The following is a 23584-nucleotide window of genomic DNA, read 5'->3' as shown; positions in this document are numbered from 1 at the left end:
TGCGAAAAGGGGGATCCGACTTGAAAAGTGCCTTGGGTCACATGGCATGGTGTCCTAGTGCGAGTCGTCCACTGCGGACGCGCACGTCAGAGGAAACCGGCTCCCCAGCGCCGGTCCAGACCGAAACGGAGCGCCCATGGCCACGTCCGATCCCGCGATCCCCCCGACGGGAGCCGCCAACCAGACCAGGGAGAGGCGTCGTGTCCTCGCCGGCACGATGGTCGGGACCACCATCGAGTGGTACGACTTCTTCGTCTACGCGCAGGCCGCGGGGCTCGTCCTCGCCCCGCTCTTCCTGGCTCCGGTGGCCGACTCCAGCCCGGCCGTCGCCCAGGTGCTCTCGTTCGCGACCATCGGGATCTCCTTCCTGTTCCGGCCGCTCGGCGCCGTCGTCGCCGGCTTCCTCGGCGACCGGTTCGGCCGCAAGCGCGTCCTCGTGGGCACCCTCGTCCTGATGGGCCTGGCCACCTTCCTCATCGGCGTCCTCCCCACCTACGCCCAGATCGGCGTCGCGGCGCCCATCCTGCTGATCACCCTGCGCGTGCTCCAGGGCTTCTCCGCCGGCGGCGAGTGGGGCGGCGCGGCGCTGATGTCCGTCGAGCACGCGCCGGTCGGCCGACGCGGCTTCTTCGGCGCCTACCCGCAGATCGGCGTTCCCTGCGGCATGATCCTGGCGACGTTCGTCGTGTGGACGATCACCGCGATCATCGGCCCGGACGGATTCATCGAGTGGGGCTGGCGCATCCCGTTCCTCGTGTCCTTCCTGCTGATCATCGTCGGCCACCTGATCCGCAAGTCGGTGGAGGAGTCCCCCGTCTTCAAGCAGATGCAGGAACGCCGCGCCAAGGCGTCGGCGCCCCTGCGCACCCTCTTCAAGCACAACACCCGCGAGGTCGTGCTCTCCGCCCTGATCTTCCTGGCCAACAACGCGGCCGGGTACCTGCTCATCGCCTTCCTGGCCACCTACGCCTCCCGCCCCGTGGAGGAGTTCGGCCTCGGCATGGAGCGCGGTCCGGTCCTGCTGGCGACCACGCTCGCCTCGTTCGGCTGGCTGGCCTCCACCCTGTACGGCGGGTGGCTGTGCGACCGGATCGGCCGGGTGCGCACCTTCCAGATCGGCTACGCGATGCTGGCGGCCTGGTCCGTGCCGATGTGGTTCCTCATCGACACCGGCAACATCGTCATGTACTTCCTCGCCCTGTTCCTGTTCACGCTGGGCATGGGCCTGAGCTACGGGCCCCAGGCGGCGCTCTACGCGGAGATGTTCCCCGCCGAGGTCCGGTACTCGGGGGTGTCGATCGGCTACGCGCTCGGCGCGATCGTCGGTGGCGCGTTCGCACCGATGATCGCCGAGCTGCTGCTGACCTCGTTCGACGCGTCGTGGACCATCGGCGCCTACATCGTGGTGGCGTGCGCGATCTCCTTCGTCGCGGTCTCGCTGGTGAAGGACCCGCGCGGTGTCGACCTGCACGTGGGCGACGCCTCCGAGGGCGAGCGGGTCTAGGCCGTGTTTTTTGCAGCATTCCGGGCTCGCGGCCGCCAGGACCGCCTCTCGCGGCGCCTCTGCGCTCGTGCAGCACAACCAGGCTGAACGTCGCACATCGTCTTGCGAGAGACGGCCTGACGACCGCGAGCGCACCCGAAAGCCTTCAGAAAAACACGGCCCAGCCCGTGTGCTGTGCGGCCTCCCGGGCTCGCGGCCGCCAGGTCCGCGTCTCGCCGTGCCTCCGCGCTCGTGCGGCACGACCAGGCGGGACTTCGCACATCGTCGTGCGGAAGACGGCCTGACGACCGCGAGCGCACCCGAAGGCCCGTAGAAGAACACGGCCTGGCCCGCGAAGGCGACGAGCCGACGTGTCGACCTGTCGCCACGTCGGCTCGTCGGTTCGTCTCCTTCGGGCTTTCGGGCTTTCCGGGCCGGTCGGGTGTTTCACTTGAAACACCCGCCGACGTGGGCGGAGCCCCGTGGGCCGGGCGGTCGCCCACCTCGCCCTCGCCGCCCACGTCGCCCCGACTCGGTTGTCCACAGCCCGCGACTTCGCTGTGGCCGACCGAGCTCCGCTCTGCTTCACTTTTTCCATGGACCTCCTCCGGTCGGACCTCGTCGACATGGCCCGGGACCAGCGGCGCGGCCTCGCGCGTGCGCTGGGCATCCTGGGCGCCCTCTTCCTGGTCGCCGCCGGATCCTGCTGGGCGCTGGCGGTGCACGTGCGGCCCCTGGCCCCGCCGTGGCTGGACTCCCTCCTGTCCGTGGCCCTGGTCCTGCTGGGCATTGTGGCGGTGTCCCTGGGCGGGGTCGTGGTCTGGCTGCTCACCTGGATGCCCCGGATGCTCACCCGGCAGGGCGTCGTGGTCGGCGCCGACGGGCTGCTGCTGTTCCAGGACGCCAAGTGGTGGTTCGCCGGGCGGCGCCTGCACGTGCCGTGGCCGGCGCTGGCCGAGGTCAGTGACCACCGGCCGGGCGGTCTCGGCGACCGCCGCGGGCTGGTCCTGTCCGTGCACGACCTCGCCCCGGGCGCGCGGGCACCGGGGTGGGTGCTGACCGTTCCGGCGGGCGGGACGCCGCCGGAGGGAGAGGACCAGAGCGACCGGGACCGGCTCTACCTCACCCTGCCCGCGTCGGGCGCGGACGAGCTGGCCCGTCTCATCGACCGCCGACGCCGGGCGAGCCGGCGCGAGGGCACAGGCGCGGACATGAGCTCGGTCGCCGGAAGGAGAGCGGGTTCGGTCGTGGACCCGGTCGCGGTCACGGGCGCGGGGTGGGAACGAGACCGTACGGACGTCCACCGGCCGGCCGTCGGGTCGACCGTCGGGTCGGCCGGCTCCGAGACGGACGGTACCGGGGCGGCCCTCGGGACGGCTTTCTCACCCGGGGCCGACGGTCCGTCGGCCCGGGGAACGTGGCTCCCGGTCCGGGGACAGCGGATCCTCGCCTGGGGCGTCTTTCCCGTCGCGCTCGTGGGCACGCCGTTGATCGTCCTCGTGTCCTTCGTCCGCGGCTCGGACACCGGCTGGGACTCCGCCTCGCCCCTCGTACTCACGGCGGTCGTCGCGGTGGGTGCGCTGGTCAGCGCGGTCCTGCTGCCCTGGTACTGGGCTCCGCAGGGCGTGTCCGGCGACGAGCACGGCATCGCCGTGCGCCGCGAGTCGATGTGGTGGGCCCGGTCCGGTGGGATCTTCGTGCCCTGGGCGGACGTGCGCGGGGTGGTGACGCACACCAGGGCCTGGGAGGGCGCCGAGGAGGCGTGGGGCCTGCCGGTCGTGGAAATCGTGGTGGACCGGCTCGACTCCGCAGCGAGACCGCCGAGATGGGTGCGCACCGTCCCCGCCGGAGCGCAGGGGTGGGGCACCGTCGCGGACCGGCCGCGCCTGGGGATTACCGTCTCCGAGCCGAACCTGGCCCGCCGGATCGAACTCCTGGTGCACCGGGCCCGGCCCGGCTTGGCCGCGGGATCCGCGCCGTCCTCAGCGGCCGGACCGGGGCTGGCCCTTGCCCCGGCCGAGAGCGGTGCCGGCGCGGCTCCGGCTCGGTCGGTCATCCAGGCTCCGGACTTCCGGTCCGACCAGTGGATCACCGTCCCCCGACGCGGCCTCGAATGGGTGCTCGCGGCCGTGGGGGTGCTGGCGGGCGTGGCCATCCTGGCGGTCCTGGACATCGGGAACGACCACTGGCTCCCCGCTCTCGCCCCCGTCCCAGGCGCGGCGACGGCCGCGCACGCCGCGATCGCCCTCGCGTGCGGGGCGGCGCTGGTGTGGATGGCGGCGGTGACGCTGCCGCGCCGCTGCGCCGGATCCGGCATCCGCCTCACGGACGACGGGCTGGAGCTGGTCCGCCAGGACCTGTGGTGGAGCAGGGGCAGTCGGGTGGCACTGCCGTGGGCGCGCGTGCGCGCCGTGCGCGGGTCCCGCGGGCTGCTGGTGCCCGCGTTCCCGAGCGCCCGGCCGGCGTGGGGTGCGGTGGACCTGGTCGTCGAGGCCGGGCGCGCCCCGCAAGGACTCCCGCACTGGGCACGGGCGCGTGGAACGGGTGAGCCCGGCACGGTACGGCTTCGGCTCGTGATCGGCGACCAGGGGCGCAGACGCCTGCTGGCCGCGGCCCGGCCGGGGGCTCCGGAACGGACCTGACCGCCGGGGCCGGGCCCGACCGGACCCTCAGGCGTCGCGGACCTGGTCCGGACGCGTGACGACGGGGGGCAGGACGGACCACGGGAAGTTGATCCACTGGTCGGTGTGCTTCCAGACGTACTCGCACTTGACCAGCGACTGCGGCTTCTCGTAGATGACCGCGCTGCGGACCTCGGCCACGTGCTCGGCGCAGAAGTCGTGGACGAGCTTGAGGGTCTTGCCGGTGTCGGCGACGTCGTCGGCGACCAGGACCTTCTTGCTGCTCAGGTCCACCACGTTGGGCACGGGCGGCAGCATGACGGGCATGTCCAGCGTGGTGCCGACCCCGGTGTAGAACTCCACGTTCATCACGTGCAGGTTCTTGACGTCGAGCGCGTAGCCCAGGCCTCCGGCCACGAACAGGCCGCCGCGGGCGATCGAGAGGATGATGTCCGGCTCGAACCCGTCGTCGGCGATCGCCGTGGCCAGATCACGCATCGCGGTGCCGAACAGTTCGTAGCTCAGATTCTCGCGCTCGTCGCTCACGCGGTTCCCCTCCCGGTGGTGTGGTGTGTGCCCCGGTCGGTCTCGCCGCAGGTGGCGGCGCCCGGGCACCGACTCATGCTAGTCGTACCGCCCCCTGTGCCCGGCGCGGCCCGGGGGCGGCGCCGCCCCCTGAGAAGGCTCGCGCCCCGCGCCCACACCCTGCCCCGGCCGTGCCCGGGACGCGCCCGTGGTCCGGCCCCGGGCACGCGACGGCGGTGCCCGCGGGCACCGCCGACGGTTCCGTCACCGGTCTCAGGCCTCGGTCACGTGCCGCTCGTTGGGCACGCAGTGGGTCATGGTGAGCCCCGACACGTCCCGGGGACCGTTCTTGCCCAGGTTGCCCAGGCGCCGACGGTCCTCGTCGGTCAGGTCCTGGCTCTGCAACGGCTCCAGGTGCGCCACGTCCTCCGGGCCGATGCCGAGCTTCTCGCCGACGCGCAGCCCCAGGTCGTCCTCGACCAGGAGGAGGTGCCAGACCATCCGCTCCTGGATGGGCCGGTCGCACTGGGAGAGCAGCGTGGAGAAGTTGTGCACGAGGTCGTCGCGCTCCCACTGCTCCATCAACAGGTAGCGCTGGCCCGCCTGCTGGTAGTCGTTGGTGCGCGCGATGCGCTTGCGGGTGATCCTGCCCCGGATCTCCGGGCCCTGCTCGTCGTGCGTGGGGTACCCCCCCTCACGCAGGCCGCCGGTGATGGACGGCTCGTAGTTGACGTGCGGGTTCTCTCCCCCGCCGTCCTGGTGGTAGGCCATCAGCCCGTCGCGCTGGTTGGTGCGCACGTTCGCGTTCTTGGCCTGGTTCACCGGGAGCTGGAGGTAGTTGGGCCCCACCCGGTAGCGCTGGGTGTCGCTGTAGGAGAACGTGCGGCCGACCAGCATCTTGTCGTCGGAGAAGTCCAGGCCGTCCACCAGCACACCGGTGCCGAAGGAGATCTGCTCGTTCTCCGCGAAGTTGTTCGACACGTTGCGGTCGAGCACGATCCGCCCCACCGGCTTGGGCGGGAAGTCCTGCTCCGGCCAGGTCTTGGTGTCGTCCAGCGGGTCGAAGTCGAGTTCGGGGTGTTCCTCGTCGCTCATCATCTGCACGAGCAGCTCCCACTCGGGGTAGTCGCCCCGGTCGATGGCCTCGTGCAGGTCCTTGGTCGCGTGCCCGGTCTCGGTCGCCTGGATGTTGGCGGCGTCGGCCTCGGTCATGCTGCGCACGCCCTGCTTGGGCATCCACGTGTACTTGACCAGCACGGTCTCCCCGGCGTCGTTGACCCACTTGTACGTGTTGACGCCGAAGCCCTGCTGGTGCCGGTAGTCCGAGGGGATGCCGCGCGGGCTGAACAGGTTGACCAGCATGTGCATGCACTCGGGGGTCTGCGACATGAAGTCGAAGATGCGGTTGGGCTCCTGGCGGAAGGTCACCGGGTCCGGCTTGAGGGCGTGGATGACGTCCGGGAACTTGATCGCGTCGCGGATGAAGAACACGGCGAGGTTGTTGCCCACCAGGTCCCAGTTGCCGTCCTCGGTGTAGAACTTGATCGCGAACCCGCGCGGGTCCCGCGCGCACTCGGAGGAGTCCCGGCCGCCGATGACGGTGGAGAAGCGCAGCGCGATGTCCGTGCGCTTGCCGCGGCCCTGGAAGAGCTTGGCGCGGGTGTAGCGGTCGATGGGCTCGTCGCCCCAGGTTCCGTAGGACTCGAAGTAGCCGAACGCGGTCGCGCCGCGCGCGTGCACCACCCGCTCGGGGATGCGCTCCCGGTCGAAGTGGCTGATCTTCTCCAGGAACTGGTAGTTCTCCAGCGTGGCCGGCCCCCGCTCGCCGACCGTCCGCTGGTTCTGGTTGTCGTAGACAGGGTGGCCCTGGCGGTTCGTGAGCACCTCGCGGTCGTCTCCCGGAGCCGAGCCCTGGCTGGATACGTCGGTCATGTGACTGGTCCCCCACCGAGTCGTCATGTTCGCTTTCCAGGACCTCCTGCCCACACTCGCGGCCATGGATTCAGGAAGGAGCAGAGCAAGGGGAAGTTCTTACCAAGTGAGGTGGGTGGAGGCCGTCGGGTGAGGGGACGGTCCGACGGCCATGAGCTGCGCGGATCAGCGGTCGGCGGGTCGTGACGCGGGGGATCGTGCGCACGATGTCACAAATGGAAAAAGCCGGGCATGGGCGGCGAGGGGGCGGGTAGCGGTCGTACAAGGATCAGCGCTGGTCGGTACAGACGGGATGACGGCACTCCTCTGGAGGGGAACGCCATGTCACAACGACGACTGAACCAGAAGATGTCCGGAGTGGTCCGCAGCACGATCCGTGTGGTCGCCTTCGTCGTCGGGATCGTGTTCCTCCTGGTGGGCGTCCTCGGCTTCGTGCCGGGTGCGACCACCGGCGTGGAGCAGATGGAGTTCTCCGGACCGGATTCGGGGGCCTACCTGTTCGGGATCTTCCAGGTGTCGGTCCTGCACAACATCGTCCACCTCGCCTTCGGTGTGCTCGGCGTCGTGGCGGCCCTGGGCGCGGTGATGGCGAAGGTCTACCTCCTCGCCGGCGGTGTGCTCTACCTGCTGCTGTGGCTCTACGGCCTCTTCCTGCACCAGAACGACGGGGCCGACTTCCTGCCCCTGAACGAGGCCGACAACTGGCTGCACCTGGCCCTGGGCGTGGTGATGGTGGCCTTCGGATTCCTGACCCCGCGCAAGCGGGCGGGCCCCGTCTGACACGTGCGCCGGCAGGTGCACGAGGGGCACGAGGGACCGGCGCGAGCGGGTGCTGTGTGCAGCACCCGCCCGCGCCGCTGCGTACGCCCGCAGGGGCGTCGCACCCTGGCCCGCCCGCACGTCGGCCGGGTCCGCGGCGACCACTCGCGCTCGAAGCTCTGTCGTGACCTGGGCCACTTGTCCACACGGGCCAGTGTTCCGTGTCACATGACTGGACGGTTGGTCATCTTTCAGGCGGGACGAACCGACATAATCTTGACTTTTACCGGTCACTGGCGAACATATGGCAACAAACAGCACCATGTTCCTGTACATCTCTCCGCCGTACAGGAGGTAGAAGCATGGCCGGTGACCAGGAGCTGCTCCCGTCGGAGCAGCCGGTCCAGCTGCTCGACGAAACCGGGAGGCCGGTCGCCGATCCGCCGTTGCCGTTCCCCTCGAACGACCGGCTGCTGGCCGCCTACGCCTCCCTGGTGACCGGACGCCGGGTCAACGACCAGGCCGGCGCCCTCGTCCGCCAGGGCCGTCTGGCCGTCTACCCCTCCTCCCACGGGCAGGAGGCCTGCCAGACCGGCGCCGCCCTCGCGCTCGCCGACGGCGACTGGCTCTTCCCCACCTACCGCGACACCGCCGCCGTCATCGCGCGCGGCGTCGACCCGGTCCAGGTGCTCACGCTCCTCAAGGGCGACTGGCACTCCGGCTACGACCCCTACGCCCACCGCGTCGCGCCCCAGGCCACCCCGCTGGCCACCCAGCTCCTGCACGCCGTCGGCGTCGCGCACGCCGCCCGTCTGCGAGGCGAGGACACCGTCGTCATGGCCCTGTGCGGCGACGGCGCCACCAGCGAGGGCGACTTCCACGAGGCGCTCAACTTCGCCGCGGTGTTCCGTACGCCCGTCGTGTTCTTCGTGCAGAACAATGAGTACGCGATCTCCGTCCCCCTCGCCAAGCAGAGCGCCGCGCCCTCCCTGGCCCACAAGGCCGTCGGCTACGGGATGCCGGGCGAACGCGTGGACGGCAACGACGCCGCCGCCGTGCTCGCCGTCCTGGACCGGGCCGTCGCCGCCGCCCGCGCCGGGCAGGGGCCGCGCCTGGTCGAGGCGCACACCTACCGCGTGCAGGCGCACACCAACGCCGACGACGCCTCCCGCTACCGCGAGGACGCCGAGGTCGAGCCGTGGGTGGCCCGCGACCCGATCGTGCGCATGGAGGCCTACCTCAAGCGCAAGCGCGTGCTCACCAAGGCCCGCAAGGAGCGGATCGCCGAGGAGGCCGAGGCCGTGGCCGCCGCCATGCGCGAGGGGCTCGCCCGCGACACCGAGCCCGACCCCTCCGAGCTGTTCGCGCACGTGTTCGCCGAACCGACGCCGCAGCTGACCGAGCAGGCCGCCTTCCTGGCCGACGAACTGAGCAGAGAGGGCCACTGAGATGGCGACGGACCCCACCAAGCTCTCCATGGCCCAGGCGCTCAACCGGGCGCTGCGCGACGCCATGACCGAGGACGAGACCGTGTACGTCTTCGGCGAGGACGTCGGCCCCCTCGGCGGCGTCTTCCGGATCACCGACGGCCTGACCGCCGAGTTCGGCGAGCAGCGCTGCTTCGACACCCCGCTCGCGGAGTCCGGCATCGTCGGCATGGCCGTGGGCATGGCGATGAACGGCATGCGCCCCGTGGTGGAGATGCAGTTCGACGCGTTCGCCTACCCGGCCTTCGAGCAGATCGTCAGCCACGTCGCCAAGACCAGGAACCGCACCCGCGGCCGGGTCGGGCTGCCGATGGTCATCCGGGTCCCCTACGCGGGCGGCATCGGCGGGGTGGAGCACCACTGCGACTCCTCCGAGGCCTACTACGCGCACACCCCCGGCCTGACCGTCGTCGCCCCGGCCTCCGCCGCCGACGCCTACTTCCTGTTGCGCGACGCCATCGCCTCCCCCGACCCGGTCGTCTTCCTCGAACCGAAGAAGCTGTACTGGGCCAAGGAGGAGGTCGACCTCACGCGTCCCCGCCCCGGGATCGGGCGCGCGGTGGTCCGCCGCGAGGGCACCGACGCGACCCTCATCGCCTACGGCCCGTCCGTACCCACCGCCCTGGAGGCCGCCGAGGCCGCCGCCCAGGAGGGCCGCAGCCTCCAGGTGGTCGACGTGCGCTCGCTCGTGCCCTTCGACGACGAGACCGTGTGCGCGGCGGTCCGCTCCACCGGCCGCGCGGTCGTGATCGCCGAGGCCAGCGGGTACGCCGGCGTCGCCTCGGAGATCGTCGCCCGGGTGACCGAGCGCTGCTTCCACTCCCTGGCCGCGCCCGTGCGCCGCGTCACCGGGTTCGACATCCCCTATCCCCCGCCCAAGCTGGAGCGCTTCCAGCTGCCCAGCGTGGACCGTGTCCTGGACGCCGTCGACGACCTGCAGTGGGAGGACCAGTGAGCACGCAGACCTTCGACCTCCCCGACCTGGGTGAGGGCCTGACCGAGGCCGAGGTGGTCCGGTGGCTCGTCGCGGTCGGGGACACCGTGGTCGTCGACCAGCCGGTCGTGGAGGTGGAGACCGCCAAGTCCGTCGTGGAGGTGCCGTCGCCGTTCGCGGGCACCGTCAGCGTCCTGCACGGCGACGAGGGCGAGGTGATGGCGGTCGGCCGGCCGCTGATCAGCGTCGCCGCCGACGTTCCCGCGGACACCGCTGCCGGCACGGCCACCGGCGTCTCCGCCGACGCCGCGCGGACCGCCGCCCCGGCCGTGTCGCCGGAGGGCGAGCGCTACCGCGAGGAGGAGCGCGCTGGAACCGGGTCGGGCAACGTCCTCATCGGCTACGGCACCCCGGAGGCGGAGGCCACCGGGCGCCGCCGCAGGCCCCGCACCCGCCCACCGGGCCGGGCCGCCCAGCCGTCGGTGCCGGCGGCCGCCGCTCCGCCCGCCCCGGACACGTCCGCGCGGACACCGGACCCCTCGGCGGACGCCTCCGCCGTGGAGCGGTCCGAGCGGCGGGTCCCGCTGGTGACCTCACCGCTGGTGCGCCAGATGGCCCGCGAGGCGGGGCTGCGGATCGCCGACGTCCCCGGCACCGGACCCGGCGGCCTCATCACCCGCCGCGACGTCCGCGCCGCCGTCGAGGCCGCCGCCCGTGCCACCGCGGCTCCCGTGGACCCGGCCGAGCGGGCACCGGACGCCTTCGGGCGGGAAGCTCACGGAGCCACCGGAGCCACCGGAGCCACCGGAGCCGCGGTGGCTTCCGGGGCCACGGATCCGCGCACCGGTCTGGCCGAGTCCCGGCGCGTGCCGATGAACACCTTCCGCAAGAGCGTCGCGGCCTCCCTCTCGCGCAGCCGCCGGGAGATCCCCGAGGCCACCGTCTGGGTCGACGTCGACGCCACCGAACTCGTCCGTCTGCGCCGGTCCGACTCCGAGGGCCCCGGCCTGCTCGCCTACGTGGCCCGGTTCGTGGTCGCGGGCCTGCGCGCCTTCCCCGAGCTCAACGGCCTGGTCGACACCGAGCGCGGCGAACTCGTCCAGTACGACGGGATCAACCTCGGGCTGGCCGTCCAGACCGACCGCGGCCTGGTCGCCCCCGCCGTCATGGGCGCGCACGCGCTCACCACGCGTGAACTCGACGCGCGGATCCGGGAGCTGACCGCGGCCGCCCGCGAGGGCCGGGTCTCCCCCGCCCAGATGACCGGCGGCACGTTCACCCTCAACAACTACGGCTCGCTCCGGGTGGACGGCAGCGCCGCCATCATCAACCACCCGCAGGTCGCCATCCTCGGCCTGGGCCGGATCCTCGACCGCCCGTGGATCGTGGACGGCGAGGTGGTCGCCCGCAAGATCACCCAGCTGTCGTTCGCGTTCGACCACAGGGTGTGCGACGGCGGAGCGGCGGCCGGCTTCATGCGCGTGGTCGCCGACGCCATGGAGAACCCGGCCGCGGCCATCGCCGACCTGTAGCCGCCGACCGCCCGCCGACCATTCGTCGGCGGCATCTGACCGGGCGCCCCGGGGAGTCGGCACCCCGGGGCGCCCGTACGCGTCGGACGGGGCGGCGCGGTCGCCCCGCGCCGCCCCGTCCGGCCGCCCTACTTGGCGAGGAAGGCCAGGAGGGCCTCGTTCACCTCGGCGCCGTGCGTCCACAGCAGGCCGTGCGGAGCGCCCTCGATCTCGACGTAGTCCGCCGAGGGCAGCAGGGCCGAGAACCGCCGTCCCGTCGCCTCGACGGGCAGGACCCGGTCGCCGGTGCCGTGCAGGATCAGCGCGGGCACGTCGATCCGGGGGATGTCGGCCCGGAAGTCGGTGGACCAGGTCAGCGGTGCCGCGGCCGAAGCCACCGCGCCCGAGCCGGCGGCGACGTTCCAGCTGTTGCGGACGGCCCCCTCGCTGATCCGCGAGCCCAGGTTCTCGTCCAGGTTGTAGAAGTCCTCGTAGAACCCCGTGAAGTACGCGTACCGGTCGGCCTTCACGGTGGCGGAGACCCCCTCGAAGAACTCCCGGGGAGCCACCCCCTCCGGGTTGTCCTCGGTCTTGAGGAGGAACGGCTCCAGGGAGGCCAGGAAGGCGGCCTTGGCGACCCGGCCGGAACCGTAGGTGCCCAGGTAGCGGGCGACGTCGCCGGTCCCCATCGAGAAGCCGACCAGCACGGCGTCGTGGAGGTCGAGCGTCTCCATGACGGTGTTGAGGTCCGCCGCGAAGGTGTCGTAGTCATAGCCGCCGGAGGGCTGCGAGGACTGGCCGAAGCCGCGGCGGTCGTAGGTGATGACCCGGTAGCCGGCGTCGAGCAGTGCGCCCGTCTGCTTCTCCCAGGAGTGGCCGTCGAGCGGGTAGCCGTGAATGAGGACGACCGGCTGACCGCTGCCCAGGTCCTCGTAGTACACCTCGACAGGGGTGCTGTTCTCGGTTCCGACGGTGATGCGGCCCATGGCTGTTTCTCCTCGACAGGGCTGAGAACGATCGTTCTCAGGTGAGGGATGACTGCGAGAACGGTCGTTCTCGCTTGCGCCCACTGTAGAGAACGATCGTTCTCATTGCAAGTACACTGCTGACATGGCATCGATCGAGGACAGGCGCAGGGCCGAGGACGAGAGCCGACGCGACAGGATCGTGGCGGCTGCCGACCGGCTCTACTACACGCGGGGCTTCTCCTCAGTGAGCATGGACGAGCTGCGTGACGCGACGGGCGTCTCCCTGCGAAGCCTGTACAAACTCTTCCCGTCCAAGGACGACATCATCATCGCCACGCTGCGAGAACGGCGCCGGGTATGGGCGGAAGGGCTCGCCGCGTACGTGGACGCGGCGCACTCCCCGCGGGACAAGCTCCTGGCCGTCTACGACTTCCTCGCCGGGTGGTTCTGCGATGACGACTTCCGGGGGTGCGGCTTCCTCAACGCCTTCGCCGAGCTGGGGGCCGTCAACACCGACGTCGCCGAGATCGTGCGCGAGCACAAGACGCAGTTCCAGCACGGTCTGGTGCGGCTGGTCGAGGAACTCGGCGCGGACCCGTCCCTGGGCGCCCAACTGGCGCTCCTCGCCGAGGGAGCGCAGACCACGGCGGCCGTCACGGGCGACCCCCGGGCGGCGGACCACGCCCGGGCGGCGGCGCGGACCCTCATCGGGGCGGCGCTGGAGAGCGGCACCCGCCGGGTGGCCTGAACCGGGCCGAGTGTGCCCGGAGGCGGTGGCCCGCAAGCCCGGGCCCGCCTCCGTGCGGTGGCCCGCAAGCCCGGGCCCACCTCCGTGCGGCGGGCCCGGGCACGGCCCTCCTTCGGCTACCGGTCGACGGGACTCCGGTTCGCGCGCTGGATCGAGCGGACCACCAGGCCGCGCACGCCCGGCAGCAGCACGGTCCGCATCACCAGGTCCCGCGCCCACACGTGGACCCGTCCGGGCGGGGCGAACTGTGCCATGCCCTTGCGCGCCAGGGCCTGCCGCTTGCGGACTTCCGGCCTGAGCCCCTCCTCCCAGTCCGCCAGGGCGGCCGGGACGTCGGCGCCCGCCTCCTCCAGCGCGTCACCGAGCCGGTCGACCCCGGTCAGCGCCAGGGCCGCGCCGTATCCGGCGAACAGCGTCACGCACCAGGCGGCGTCGCCCAGCAGGACGACCCGGCCACGGCTCCACCGGTCCATCGCGATCTGGGCGACGGAGTCGAAGTAGGCCGCCTCCGGCGCGTCCGCCAGCGCCCGCAGCGCGCCGGGCACGCCCCCGCCCAGGTCGCCGAAGGCCGAAGTGAGCGCCTCGACCGGTCCCCTGGCCAGTTCGTCCCGCGCGTCGGCGCAGCGGTAGGCGAAGAACACCGAGGACCGCCCCGGTCCCAGATTGACCACGGCCGCCGTACGCCCGGGGCCGATGTACGTGGTGCCCGCGCCCTCCGGCACGTCTTCGGGCACCCGGTCGAGCGGGAACGCCCCGACCATGTGCCGCATGTCCACACGGACGTCCTCCTCCGGTCCGAACACGATCGCGCGGACGCCGGAGTGCAGACCGTCGGCGCCGACCAGCAGGTCGGCCCGCTCCCGGGTGCCGTCGCTCAGCTCGACGTCGACGCCGTCCGCGTCCTGTGCCACACCGGCCACCGTGGTGTCGAAGCGGAACGCCACCTGCTCGCCCACCGCCTCGAACAGCGCCGACTCCAGATTGCCGCGGAACACGGTCCTGGCCCGGTCGCCGATCGCGGCCTGGGCGATCTCGGCCGGGACGGTGAACTTCCGGCTCCCGTCCGCCCTGACCAGGATCGAGGTGAACCAGCCCAGGTCCGCCTCGGCCAGCGCCGGCAGCAGGCCCAGGCGTTCCGCGGCGTCGTAGCCCGTCCCGAGCAGGTTCACCATGTAGCCGCTGCTGCGGCGGCCCGGGGCGCGCTCGACCACGAGCACGTCCCAACCGCCGCGGCGCAGACGCAGCGCGGCGGCCAGGCCGGCGATGCCCGCGCCGACGACGACCGCCCGCCGCGTCCGTCCGCCGCCGGTCTCCGGTGCCCCACCTTGGTCGTCCGTCATCGCCGCTCCTCGGTCCGCCTCAGAATGAACGTGTGTTCAAACCAGAGTATGAACGCTTGTTCATACTCGGCGCAACCGAGGCGCATAGACTCGACCGCATGCCCAGAGGCGTCGCCATCCCGGAGATCCGCCAGCACCTGTTCTCCGCCGTCGAGCGGGTGATCGTCTGCGACGGACCGGCGCGGCTGAGCGGCCGCGCCGTCACGGCCGAGGCCGGAGTCGCGGCCGGACTGCTGTACGCGCACTTCACCGACCTCGACGACTTCCTGGCCTCCTACGCCGTCGACCGCGCCTTCCTGGTCTCGGCCGGAGCGTCGGCCCTGGCCGACCGGGCGGGCGAGGGGAGCGTCGCCGGGAACCTGTGCGAGGCGGCCCTGGCGACACCCCTGGAGACCGTCCGGCCGTGGGCCCGCCTGCTCGTGGCGCGTCCGGACCTGACCGGAAGCGTCCGCGCGATCCTCGGCGAGGGCACGGCGGGCTTCGACGCCTTCGAGGGAGCCGTCGCCGCCTACCTCACGGAGGAGCGCAGGCTCGGCCGGATCGCCGCGACCACCGACCCCGCGGCGCTGGCCCTCGCGCTCGTCGGCGTCCTGCACCACCTCGTGCTCTCCGCCGACACCGCGTCTGCGGAGACCGACCGCCTGCGCGCGACGGTCACCGCGCTCATCGACGGCAGCACCGCGACGGCGCCCCGCTGACCGGCCTCGACGCGATTCAAAGTCCGCGCGGATTTCTTGTCCGACTCCACAGCGGCGTGAGCGCCGGGTTGTCGATAGCTTGCCTGAGCGAGCGAAGAATTCACCAGGGGGCGCTTTGAACCTGCTCATCACCGGCATCACCACCCAGTCCTCCATCGCGTACGCGATCGCGGAGGAGGCCATGAACCAGGGCCACGAGGTGGTCGTCACCAACCCGCCGGGGCGGCAGTTCTCGATCTGCGAGCGGATCGCCAAGCGCCTGCCGAAGGAGCCCGTCGCCGTCCTGCCCATGGACGTCACCGACCCGGAGCAGATCGCCGCGACCGTCGCGGCGGTCGGTGAGCACTGGGACCACGTGGACGGCGTGCTGCACGCCATCGCGTTCGCGCCCGAGAAGGCGCTGGGCGGCAACTTCCTCGACACCGAGTGGGCCGACGTCGCCACCGCGGTGCACGTGTCCGGGTTCTCGCTCAAGGCGCTGACCGTGGGCTTTCGCGACCTGCTCGGCGCGGCGCCCCACGGCGCGGGCGTGGTCTCACTGACCTTCGACGCCAGCGTCGCCTGGCCGGTCTACGACTGGATGGGCTCGGCCAAGGCCGTCCTGGAGAACTCCACCAAGTACCTGGCCCGCGACCTGGGCGCCGAGGGCATCCGCGTCAACGCGATCGCGGCCGGCCCGATCAAGTCCCTGGCGGGCGGGTCCATTCCGGGGTTCGCGCAGATCTCCGACTCCTGGGGCGACCACGCCCCGCTGGGCTGGGACACCAAGGACGCCACGGTCGTCGCCGGGCCGGCCCTGTTCCTGATGTCCCCGGCCGCGCGGGCGATCACCGGCACCGTCCTGCACGTGGACGGCGGCTACCACGCCATGGGCGCGCCCCTCGTCTGACCCGGTCTCCCGAACAGCGCTCGGGCCCCCGACCGGTCACCGGCCGGGGGCCCGAGCGCTGTGTCGCCGAGTCGTTCTGTCGGCCTGTCGCCGTGTCGACAAGCCGTTCCGACGCCCGACGCGGTCCGGGCTAGGGGCGCAGGAGGCGCTGCGCCGCGTCGGCGATCCGGCGCAGCTCCTCGCCCGCCTCCACGGTGAGGACGACCCGGGCCGACCACGCGTCGGGGGCGTAGGTCCGTTCGGCGCGGCGCAGGGTGACCGCCAGGCTCACGTACCCGCGGCCGTCGTGGTGCGCCTCCACGGTCATCTCCTCCCCCACCGACGTCCAGGAACGGGCGCCCCGCCAGCCCCGCCAGTGCTTCTCCAGGGCAACGAGGAAGTCCCGCAGGTTCTCCGGACCGCGTCCGTCGAAGGCTGCCTGTCCGCGAGCGGCGATCCCGTCATCACTGAGCTCGACGTCCACCATGTGGGTGTAGCCGTCGCCGTGGACGTCGACCGGCCTGCCGACGGCCCAGCGCGCCGGGGCATCCGCGCGGGTGATGACGAAGGAGTCTTCGAGTTCGGTCACCGGGACACCTCGTGGGACAGAGTGTCGAGCCATCGCGTGAGGCGGTTCCCCTCGCGGGTCATGGTCGTCGGATCGGCCTGTCGCCGTGTCGACAAGCCGATCCGACGCTCGGCGTGGTCCGGGCGCCTAGGCCGTGTTCTTCTGGCCTAGGGGTGCAGGAAGCGTTGCGCCGCGTCGCCGATCCGGCGCAGCTCCTCTCCGGCCTCCACGGTGAGGAAGAGCTGCGCCGACCACGCGTCGGGGGTGTGGTGCAGATCGGCCCGGCGCAGGGTGATCTCCAGGCTCACGCGGCTCCGGCCGTTGTGGTGCGCCTCCACGGTCATCTCCTGCCCCATGGACGTCCAGGAACGGGCGCCCTGCCAGCCCCGCCAGTCCTGCGCCAGCGCGACGAGGAACTCCCGCAGGTTCTCCGAGGTCCGGCCCTCGAAGGCGGCCCGACCATGATCGGTGAACCCGCAGTCGCTGAGCTCGACGTCCACGGTGTGCGTGGAGCCGTCGCCGTGGACGTCGACCGGCCTGCCGACGACCCAGCGTGCCGAGGAGCCCGCGGCGGGGACGACGAAGGAGTCTTCGAGTTCGGTCACCGGGACACCCTGACACGTCCGGCCGCGTGCTCGCCAGGCTCGCCCGCGCACTGGCCAGGGACCTCCTTCGGCGGCGGGGTGCCGTCGCGCACGGCGTCGAGGTAGGCGCTGATGGCGTCCCGGTTCTGGGTCAGGCACCTGATGCGGTCGCTCATCCGGTCGCGTTCGCTCTCCAGCGTCGCGATCATCTCGGGGGTGGCGTCCGGGAAGTAGAGCGCCCGGGGCGTGTTCAGGCACGGCAGCACCTGCTTGATGATCCGGGTGGGCAGTCCCGCGTCCAGCAGCCCCCGGATCTGCGCGATCCGGTCCACGAAGACCTCGCCGTACTCCCGGTAGCCGTTGCCCGAGCGCTCGGGGGTGATCAGCCCCTGCTCCTCGTAGTAGCGCAGGAGCCGACGCGACGTGCCCGTGCGCTCCGCCAGCTCGCCGATGCGCATGTGTCCCACCTCATGTTCCATCTCGTTGACCTTCACACAGATGTGAGGGTCTGACGATACTCCCCATGAGACCTGACGCCACACCGCACGTGCCCACCACCGACGCCTCCCGGCCACCGGGACGCCGACTCCCCCTGACCTCACTGCTCGCTCTGGCCACGGCGGTCTTCATCACGAGCCTGACCGAGACCCTCCCCGCCGGGGTCCTTCCCGCCATGAGCGCCGACCTGGGTGTCGGCGAGTCCGCGATGGGCCAGTCCGTCACGGTCTACGCCCTCGGCACCGCGCTGACCGCGATCCCGTTGGCCGCCGCCACGGCGGGCTGGCGGCGCAAGCGGCTGCTGCTGGCGGCCATGGGGGCCTTCGCGGTCGCCAACACGGTCACGGCCGTGTCGCCGGACTACGTGCTCACCATGACCGCGCGCTTCGCCGCCGGGGTGGCGGCGGGGCTGGTGTGGGCGATGCTGGTGGGCTACGCGCGCGCCCTGGTCCCCGCCCACCTCCAGGGCCGGGCCGTGGCCGTGGTCATGGCCGGGATCCCGATCGCCCTGTCCCTGGGCGTGCCCGCCGGCGCCCTCCTCGGCGGAACCCTCGGCTGGCGGGTGGCGTTCGCGCTGATGAGCGTGGTGTCCGTCGTGCTGCTCGGCTGGATCCTCGCCCTGGTCCCCGACCGTCCCGGCCGGGGGCCCGGCGCGCGGACCCCGCTCCTGCGCACCCTCGCCCTTCCGGGCGTCGGCGCGGTCCTGTTCGTCACCCTGGTCTTCGTCCTGGCGCACACCGTGCTCTACACCTACATCGCCGCGTTCGTGCTCCGGATCGGGACGGGCGCGTCCGTCGACCTCGTGCTGCTCGTCTTCGGAATCGCCTCCCTGGTCGGCATCGCGGTCGTGGGGGCGCGGATCGACCGTCGGCTGCGCACACTGACGGTGGCGTCCACGCTGCTGGTCGCGGTGGCGGGCACGCTCCTGGCCGTGTCGGCGGGCGACACGGTGGCGGTCTACGTCGCGGCGGCGCTGTGGGGCCTGGGCTGGGGCGGCGTCCCGACCCTGCTCCAGACCGCCGTGGCCGACGCGGGCGGGGACGCCGCCGACACGGCCCAGTCGATGCTCGTCACCCTGTGGAACGTGGCCATGGCCGGCGGAGGGGCCGTGGGCGGAGTGCTCCTCACCCGGCTCGACCACACCTCGTTCGCCTGGAGCGTGCCGGTACTCCTGGTGCCGGTGCTGGTCGTGGTGCTCGCGGCCCGTACCCACGGGTTTCCCGCACTGAGGGCGGGCCGGTCGTCCCACGGCGCCGGGTCCTGAGAGCCGGGGCGTGAGAGACCGGTTCTGGGAACCGGGAGCGTCCGGGGGCATCCGGGGCCGACGTCCTGCCGTCGGCCCCGGCGCCACGGCAGGCCCGTGCCCGACCCCCCGGCCCCGACCTACGTCGACTCGACGCGGCCGAGCGCGCCGGGCCCGGTCGTCAGCACCTCGCACGCCCTCTTCCACGCGGAGTCGCCGGGGTAGAGCTCGGAGCGGAGGTAGGACCAGGTCAGGCGACCGAGGGCGGCCACCCGCTCGGGGTTCTCGTCCGTGGTCTCGGCGACGTCGTAGCCCGAGATCCCGCCCAGCCCGTGTTCGGCGCCGAACAGGGTGAGCAGGGTCTTGGGGGCCGGGGCGAGGCGGTAGGGGTCGGCGTGCCACTGCGGGCCCTCGACGGTCATGTGGTCGGAGGAGTCCTGGTCCCCGGCGACCACGAGCGCGGGCGTGGTCATCGTGGAGAAGTCCGTGGTCGAGAGGAAGGCGTAGTTCTCGGCCACGAACGAGGTGAGGGCGTCGCCGCCCCGGCCGGGCGCGGCGAGCAGGACGCCCGCCGTGATCCGGGGATCGGCCAGGTCCACCTCCGTGCCGTCGTGAGGGTCGGTGAGCCGCGCGCCCAGCAGCAGGCTCGCGGTGTGCCCGCCCATCGAGTGCCCGGCCACGGCGACCCGGCTCCGGTCCAGGCGCCCGCCGAGCTGCGGAACGGCGGCCTCGATCTCGTCGAGCCGGTCGAGGATGAGTGACATGTCCTCGGCTCTCGACCGCCAGTACATCGGCGCCTCCGGGGAGTCGGACTCCAGGCTCAGCGTCCGCGAACTCAGGTGGGTGGGCTGGATGACGGCGAAGCCGTGCGCCGCCCAGCAGTCGACGAGCGGCGCGTAGCCGTGCAGGGAGGAGAGGTGGTTCGAGAAGCCCTGGCCGTGCGAGAGGAGGATGATCGGCAGATCGCCTCCGGTCACGGGCACGGAGACGCGCAGCCGCAGGTCGACCGCGCGGTCGGGGGCCGGTAGGACCACGGGGCCGACCGAGAGGACCGGGGCGGGTGTGCCGAGGGCTTCGGCGGGGCGGATGGGCGCATTCATGAGGTGGATTTCCCTTCGACGGCCGCCGACCACCGGCCCGCCGCCGGTGGTCGGCGGCGCAACGGGGTGGCCGGGAAGACAGAGTGAGAGCGGCGGACAGGCGTGCCCGGCTCGACTAGAATGCAAGCGGAACGCCGCTCCGATTAATATACGGAGCGCTGTTCCGTTTTGTCAACGACCCTCGGGAGGAGAGCGCGGTGCCCACGACAGCCGAGTCAGGGGAGACGGGCGAGTCCGAGGAGAAGCCGCCCCGCGGCAAGAGGGCGGACGCGCGGCGCAACCAGCAGGTCCTGCTGGCCGCCGCCGCCAAAGTGTTCGTCGCCTCCGGCGTGGACGCGCCCATCCGCGCGATCGCGACCGAGGCGGGCGTCGGGATGGGGACGATCTACCGGCACTTCCCGACACGGTCGGACCTGGTCATCGCCGTCTACCGGCACCAGGTCGAGGCCTGCGCCGAGGCCGGGCCGCGCCTGCTGGCCGAAGCGGACTCCCCCTTCGCGGCGCTCCGGCGGTGGGTCGACCTCTTCGTGGACTTCCTGGTCACCAAGCACGGGCTCGCGCACGCCATGCAGTCGGGCGGCGGCGGCTTCGACGCCCTGCACGCCTACTTCCTCGACCGGCTGGTGCCCGTCTGCGGGGAGTTGCTCGACGCGGCCACCGAGGCCGGGGAGATCGGGTCCGACCTGCGCGCGATCGAGCTGATGCGCGGGATCGGCAACCTCTGTGTCGGACGGGAGAGCGACCCCGACTACGACCCCCGCCGGCTGATCGAGCCGCTCCTGCGCGGCCTGCGGTCGACGCCGTCGTCCTGACGCCCGAGGGCCCGCACGCGGAGTCGCGCGCGGGCCCTCGGGGACGGGGATCGTCAGGCGAGGGCCAGGGCGACGGCGAAGAGCGCGAACGCGAGCACGATGACGCCCACGCGCACCACGTGGTACCGGTCCCAGCGCTTCGACTGCTCCTTCCAGTCCGCGGGCGGGGCGGTGCTCGACCAGGTCGCCGAGCGCGAGGCGATCGGCACGAGCAGCAGGACCGACATCACCACGCTCACCAGGAGCAGTCCGGTGGCCGCGGCGGCCTGGGCCGCTCCCTCGCCGCCCCATGCCAGCGCGGTCCACACCGCGCCGAGGACGACCGAGCCGATGTACCAGAACGGCATGACCCGGCCGAGGACGCGCGCTCCGTCGCTGCGCGCGGCGATCCCGCTCTCGGTCGGGAGCCGGTCGAAGATCGGGTTGACGAAGGCGGAGACCGCGAACTCCACGCCCACCAACATTCCGACCACGACGACGGTGGTGACGGCCAGTACGTCCTGCATGTCGACTCCCTCGCTAGCAGTGCTAGGAACACGCTATTCGTGCCATTGCTCGTTTGTCTAGCGTTGCTAGGAAAATGCTCGGAGAGTCGGATCCCGGCGGCCCGGTGATCGTTCAGGACCCGCCGCGCGGGCCAGGAGATGTCCTCGATGTCGTCCCGCAGGTGCAGGAGGTACTCCCCGCGGCTGTTGGGGATGACGGCCACGGCCGCGCGTGGCTGAGTGGTAGGCATGGGACCACGGCAGGTTCCGCGCCCGTGCGCGGGCCCACGCGCGGAGCCGTCGCGGCCGTGCGCACCGACGCGATGTTCGCGCGGTCGAGGACCTGGAGAGAACCGACATGGACGTCTCAGAGCTGCACCCGGAACTGCGGTCGGTCTTCCGGCGCGTTCCGAACCCGCCGATCGCCCACGGGTGGCAGCGGTCCCTGGTACGGCTCGGATCCCGGCTGCTGCCCGGCCCCAAGCTCCGTGACGGCCTGCGCCACGAGCACATCGAGCTCGAAGCCGGGGTCGGCGCGCACGTCTTCACACCGGCGGGCGGAGGCTGCGGCGCGGCGCTGCTGTGGATTCACGGCGGCGGCATGGTCATCGGCACCGCCGCGCAGGACCACGCGTCGTGCGTCGACATCGCCGTCGACCTGGACCTCGTGGTGGTCTCCGTCGAGTACCGCCTCGCGCCCGAGCACCCGTTCCCGGTGCCGCTGGACGACTGCCTGCGCCTGTGGCGGTGGCTGCTGGACCACGCCGACGAGCGCGGTGTCGACCCGCTCCGGATCGCGGTCGGCGGTCAGAGCGCCGGCGGCGGACTCGCGGCGGGGCTCGTGCAGCGGCTCCACGACCTGGACGGGGTCCGGCCGATCGTGCAGTGGTTGCACTGCCCGATGCTCGACGACCGCACGGCCGCCCGCCGAGAGCTCGACGCGGTCGACCACTTCCTGTGGAACAACCGCTCCAACCGGATCGCCTGGAGCGCGTACCTCGGCACCGGGCCCGGCGCCCCGGACGCACCGCCCTACGCCGTTCCGGCCCGCCGGACGGACCTGGCCGGACTGCCGCCGACGTGGATCGGCCTGGGCGACATCGAGCTGTTCTACGAGGAGGGTCGCGCCTACGCCGAGGCGCTGACCGACGCGGGAGTGGACACCATGGTGGAGGTCGTGCCCGGCGCCCCGCACGCCTTCGAGGCCCTCGCGCCCCGGTCCCGGGTGGCCGAGGAGTTCGCGGCGACCGCACGCGCCTGGCTGCACGCGCGCCTGGCCCCGACCGCGTGATCCCGACCGCGTGATCCCGGACGCGCCCCCGTGCCGGGGGCGCGCCCGGGAGCGGCTCACCGTCGCTTCGCCAGCAGGGCGAACAGGCTGGAGAAGCCCTGGCCGCCGTGCCCGTCGGCGATCCGGCGGTCCATCAGGTCCTTGACCTCCCGCATCCGCACGGCTTCCACACCGACGGACTCGCGGTGGTCGATCATGTCGTCCATCAGCGCGGCCTGGACACGGAGGGGACCGAGGTCCGGCGGGTAGTCGCCGTCCCTGACCGCCTCGCCGATCGAGGTCAGCAGCGGCGGGTACCCGGTCACCAGGCCGGCGGCGCGTTCGGCGAACGCGGCCACGTCGCCCCCTTCCGCGTCCACCAGCGCCAGGACGTGCAGGAAGCCGATGAGCATCTCGTAGCCCAGGGCGACCTGGGCCATGAACTCCACGGCGGCCGCGCCGGCGTCCGTGCCGTGATAGGCGACGCCGCCCAGTTCACGCAGCACGGACTCGTGCGCCTCGAACGCGCGCAGAGAACCGCTGAGGGGGAGCAGGAGATGCGCGGTGCCCACGTGCGGCGGGTCTCCCATGATCTTGCCGTCGAGGTACTCGGCTCCGCGCTCGTGCGCCCAGCGCTCGTAGGCTCGTGCCTGCGCGGGCGAACCGCTCGTGAGGTTCACCAGGACCCTGCCCGCGACCGCGGAGCCGACGGAGTCCAGGACCTCGTCGACCGCCGCGCTGTCGAGCAGGCAGACCACGACGAGTTCGCTCGCCGCCACCGCCTCCGCGGCCGTCGCGGCGGACGCGGCCCCGAGATCGACGAGCGGAGCCGCCCTGCCCGCCGACCTGTTCCAGACCGTGGTGCGGTAGCCCCGCTCGACGAACGTCCTGGCGATGACCGACCCCATGTCGCCGAGCCCGAGCACGGTCACGCGCGCAGCCGCCCCCGCGTCGCCGCTGTCTGTCCCTGCCATGGCGTTTCCCTTCGGAGCAAAATGGCTGTCGTCCGGAAGGCTAGGACCTCAACTTGAGTTGAGGTCAAGGGCGGATGCCGGGAGCGGGAGGGACCGGAGACCCTGGGCACGCCCCCTACGGGAGAGCGGCTTTCGCGTCGGGAAATCCAGGGTGTGACCGGGGTCCCGCACCCGAT

Annotated in this window: 22 protein-coding genes; 12 read left to right on the top strand and 10 right to left on the bottom strand. The window is 72.3% G+C overall.

The features are described from left to right. Positions 1 to 136: 136 nt before the first annotated feature. Entirely contained in the window at positions 137 to 1504 is a 1368-nt protein-coding gene (locus DFP74_RS10980) for an MFS transporter (RefSeq protein WP_121181598.1), read from the top strand. A gap of 575 nt (positions 1505 to 2079) precedes the next feature. Continuing rightward, the gene (locus tag DFP74_RS10975) at positions 2080 to 4125 is read left to right on the top strand and encodes a hypothetical protein (RefSeq protein ID WP_121181597.1); all 2046 of its coding nucleotides are present in this window, start codon (positions 2080 to 2082) and stop codon (positions 4123 to 4125) included. A gap of 27 nt (positions 4126 to 4152) precedes the next feature. Here the strand turns inward: DFP74_RS10975 and DFP74_RS10970 are convergent, their stop codons facing one another. Together DFP74_RS10970 and DFP74_RS10965 are read right to left on the bottom strand one after the other, a co-directional pair. Continuing rightward, positions 4153 to 4650 carry a phosphoribosyltransferase gene (locus DFP74_RS10970; RefSeq protein WP_121181596.1) on the bottom strand — a complete coding sequence of 166 codons (498 nt, stop codon included), beginning with the start codon at positions 4648 to 4650 and terminating at the stop codon, positions 4153 to 4155. Positions 4651 to 4902: 252 nt separating this feature from the next. Then, the gene (locus DFP74_RS10965) at positions 4903 to 6561 is read right to left on the bottom strand and encodes a catalase (protein WP_121181595.1); all 1659 of its coding nucleotides are present in this window, start codon (positions 6559 to 6561) and stop codon (positions 4903 to 4905) included. A gap of 321 nt (positions 6562 to 6882) precedes the next feature. Here DFP74_RS10965 and DFP74_RS10960 point away from each other — a divergent pair, with 321 nt between their 5' ends. From DFP74_RS10960 to DFP74_RS10945, 4 genes are all read left to right on the top strand, one after another. Next, positions 6883 to 7341 carry a DUF4383 domain-containing protein gene (locus DFP74_RS10960; protein ID WP_121181594.1) on the top strand — a complete coding sequence of 153 codons (459 nt, stop codon included), beginning with the start codon at positions 6883 to 6885 and terminating at the stop codon, positions 7339 to 7341. A gap of 341 nt (positions 7342 to 7682) precedes the next feature. Beyond that, positions 7683 to 8768, top strand: a complete 1086-nt coding sequence (gene pdhA, locus DFP74_RS10955) for a pyruvate dehydrogenase (acetyl-transferring) E1 component subunit alpha (RefSeq protein ID WP_121181593.1) — start codon at positions 7683 to 7685, stop codon at positions 8766 to 8768. Position 8769: 1 nt separating this feature from the next. Further along, on the top strand, positions 8770 to 9762 hold the full coding sequence (locus tag DFP74_RS10950) for an alpha-ketoacid dehydrogenase subunit beta (protein WP_121181592.1): 993 nt from the start codon (positions 8770 to 8772) through the stop codon (positions 9760 to 9762). Beyond that, complete coding sequence (locus DFP74_RS10945; RefSeq protein ID WP_121181591.1) at positions 9759 to 11273, top strand: dihydrolipoamide acetyltransferase family protein; 1515 nt, start codon at positions 9759 to 9761, stop codon at positions 11271 to 11273. The genes DFP74_RS10950 and DFP74_RS10945 overlap by 4 nt, the downstream gene beginning before the upstream one ends. A gap of 128 nt (positions 11274 to 11401) precedes the next feature. Here DFP74_RS10945 and DFP74_RS10940 read toward each other — a convergent pair whose 3' ends face one another. Beyond that, on the bottom strand, positions 11402 to 12238 hold the full coding sequence (locus tag DFP74_RS10940; RefSeq protein WP_121181590.1) for an alpha/beta fold hydrolase: 837 nt from the start codon (positions 12236 to 12238) through the stop codon (positions 11402 to 11404). 124 nt (positions 12239 to 12362) lie between these two features. Here DFP74_RS10940 and DFP74_RS10935 point away from each other — a divergent pair, with 124 nt between their 5' ends. Further along, positions 12363 to 12968 carry a TetR/AcrR family transcriptional regulator gene (locus DFP74_RS10935; RefSeq protein WP_121181589.1) on the top strand — a complete coding sequence of 202 codons (606 nt, stop codon included), beginning with the start codon at positions 12363 to 12365 and terminating at the stop codon, positions 12966 to 12968. Between the two features lie 116 nt (positions 12969 to 13084). Here DFP74_RS10935 and DFP74_RS10930 read toward each other — a convergent pair whose 3' ends face one another. Further along, positions 13085 to 14308 (bottom strand): FAD-dependent oxidoreductase, encoded by a 1224-nt coding sequence (locus DFP74_RS10930; protein WP_121181588.1) that lies wholly within the window; start codon positions 14306 to 14308, stop codon positions 13085 to 13087. A gap of 98 nt (positions 14309 to 14406) precedes the next feature. Between DFP74_RS10930 and DFP74_RS10925 the strand changes: the two genes are divergently transcribed. Together DFP74_RS10925 and fabI are read left to right on the top strand one after the other, a co-directional pair. Then, a complete protein-coding gene (locus tag DFP74_RS10925; RefSeq protein WP_121181587.1) occupies positions 14407 to 15006 on the top strand; it encodes a TetR family transcriptional regulator in 600 nt (199 codons plus the stop codon). Between the two features lie 115 nt (positions 15007 to 15121). Beyond that, positions 15122 to 15895, top strand: a complete 774-nt coding sequence (gene fabI, locus DFP74_RS10920; protein WP_121181586.1) for an enoyl-ACP reductase FabI — start codon at positions 15122 to 15124, stop codon at positions 15893 to 15895. Positions 15896 to 16025: 130 nt separating this feature from the next. On the opposite strand, the gene DFP74_RS10915 is transcribed toward fabI, so the two are convergent. From DFP74_RS10915 to DFP74_RS10905, 3 genes are all read right to left on the bottom strand, one after another. Next, positions 16026 to 16463: a DUF6228 family protein gene (locus tag DFP74_RS10915; protein WP_121181585.1), complete on the bottom strand. Its 438-nt coding sequence runs from the start codon at positions 16461 to 16463 to the stop codon at positions 16026 to 16028. Between the two features lie 146 nt (positions 16464 to 16609). Continuing rightward, positions 16610 to 17047 (bottom strand): DUF6228 family protein, encoded by a 438-nt coding sequence (locus DFP74_RS10910; RefSeq protein WP_121181584.1) that lies wholly within the window; start codon positions 17045 to 17047, stop codon positions 16610 to 16612. After that, complete coding sequence (locus DFP74_RS10905; RefSeq protein ID WP_370013365.1) at positions 17044 to 17505, bottom strand: MerR family transcriptional regulator; 462 nt, start codon at positions 17503 to 17505, stop codon at positions 17044 to 17046. Before DFP74_RS10905 ends, DFP74_RS10910 begins: the two co-directional genes overlap by 4 nt. Before the next feature lie 44 nt (positions 17506 to 17549). Between DFP74_RS10905 and DFP74_RS10900 the strand changes: the two genes are divergently transcribed. Further along, on the top strand, positions 17550 to 18788 hold the full coding sequence (locus DFP74_RS10900) for an MFS transporter (protein ID WP_121181583.1): 1239 nt from the start codon (positions 17550 to 17552) through the stop codon (positions 18786 to 18788). A 119-nt stretch (positions 18789 to 18907) separates the two neighbouring features. Here the strand turns inward: DFP74_RS10900 and DFP74_RS10895 are convergent, their stop codons facing one another. Next, on the bottom strand, positions 18908 to 19867 hold the full coding sequence (locus tag DFP74_RS10895) for a chlorophyllase (protein WP_121181582.1): 960 nt from the start codon (positions 19865 to 19867) through the stop codon (positions 18908 to 18910). Positions 19868 to 20064: 197 nt separating this feature from the next. On the opposite strand from DFP74_RS10895, the gene DFP74_RS10890 reads away from it, so the two are divergent. Then, on the top strand, positions 20065 to 20679 hold the full coding sequence (locus tag DFP74_RS10890) for a TetR/AcrR family transcriptional regulator (RefSeq protein ID WP_199725605.1): 615 nt from the start codon (positions 20065 to 20067) through the stop codon (positions 20677 to 20679). A 53-nt stretch (positions 20680 to 20732) separates the two neighbouring features. Here DFP74_RS10890 and DFP74_RS10885 read toward each other — a convergent pair whose 3' ends face one another. Beyond that, a complete protein-coding gene (locus tag DFP74_RS10885) occupies positions 20733 to 21185 on the bottom strand; it encodes an anthrone oxygenase family protein (RefSeq protein ID WP_121181580.1) in 453 nt (150 codons plus the stop codon). Between the two features lie 337 nt (positions 21186 to 21522). Between DFP74_RS10885 and DFP74_RS10875 the strand changes: the two genes are divergently transcribed. Then, positions 21523 to 22455 (top strand): alpha/beta hydrolase, encoded by a 933-nt coding sequence (locus tag DFP74_RS10875; protein ID WP_121181579.1) that lies wholly within the window; start codon positions 21523 to 21525, stop codon positions 22453 to 22455. 56 nt (positions 22456 to 22511) lie between these two features. Here DFP74_RS10875 and DFP74_RS10870 read toward each other — a convergent pair whose 3' ends face one another. After that, the gene (locus tag DFP74_RS10870) at positions 22512 to 23408 is read right to left on the bottom strand and encodes an NAD(P)-dependent oxidoreductase (protein WP_121181578.1); all 897 of its coding nucleotides are present in this window, start codon (positions 23406 to 23408) and stop codon (positions 22512 to 22514) included. Between the last annotated feature and the right edge of the window lie 176 nt (positions 23409 to 23584).

The sequence above is a fragment of the Nocardiopsis sp. Huas11 genome, assembly GCF_003634495.1.
Classification (GTDB): domain Bacteria; phylum Actinomycetota; class Actinomycetes; order Streptosporangiales; family Streptosporangiaceae; genus Nocardiopsis.
The sequence above is the reverse complement of the archived record's forward strand: the minus strand, read 5'-3'. Positions and strand labels throughout refer to the sequence as shown.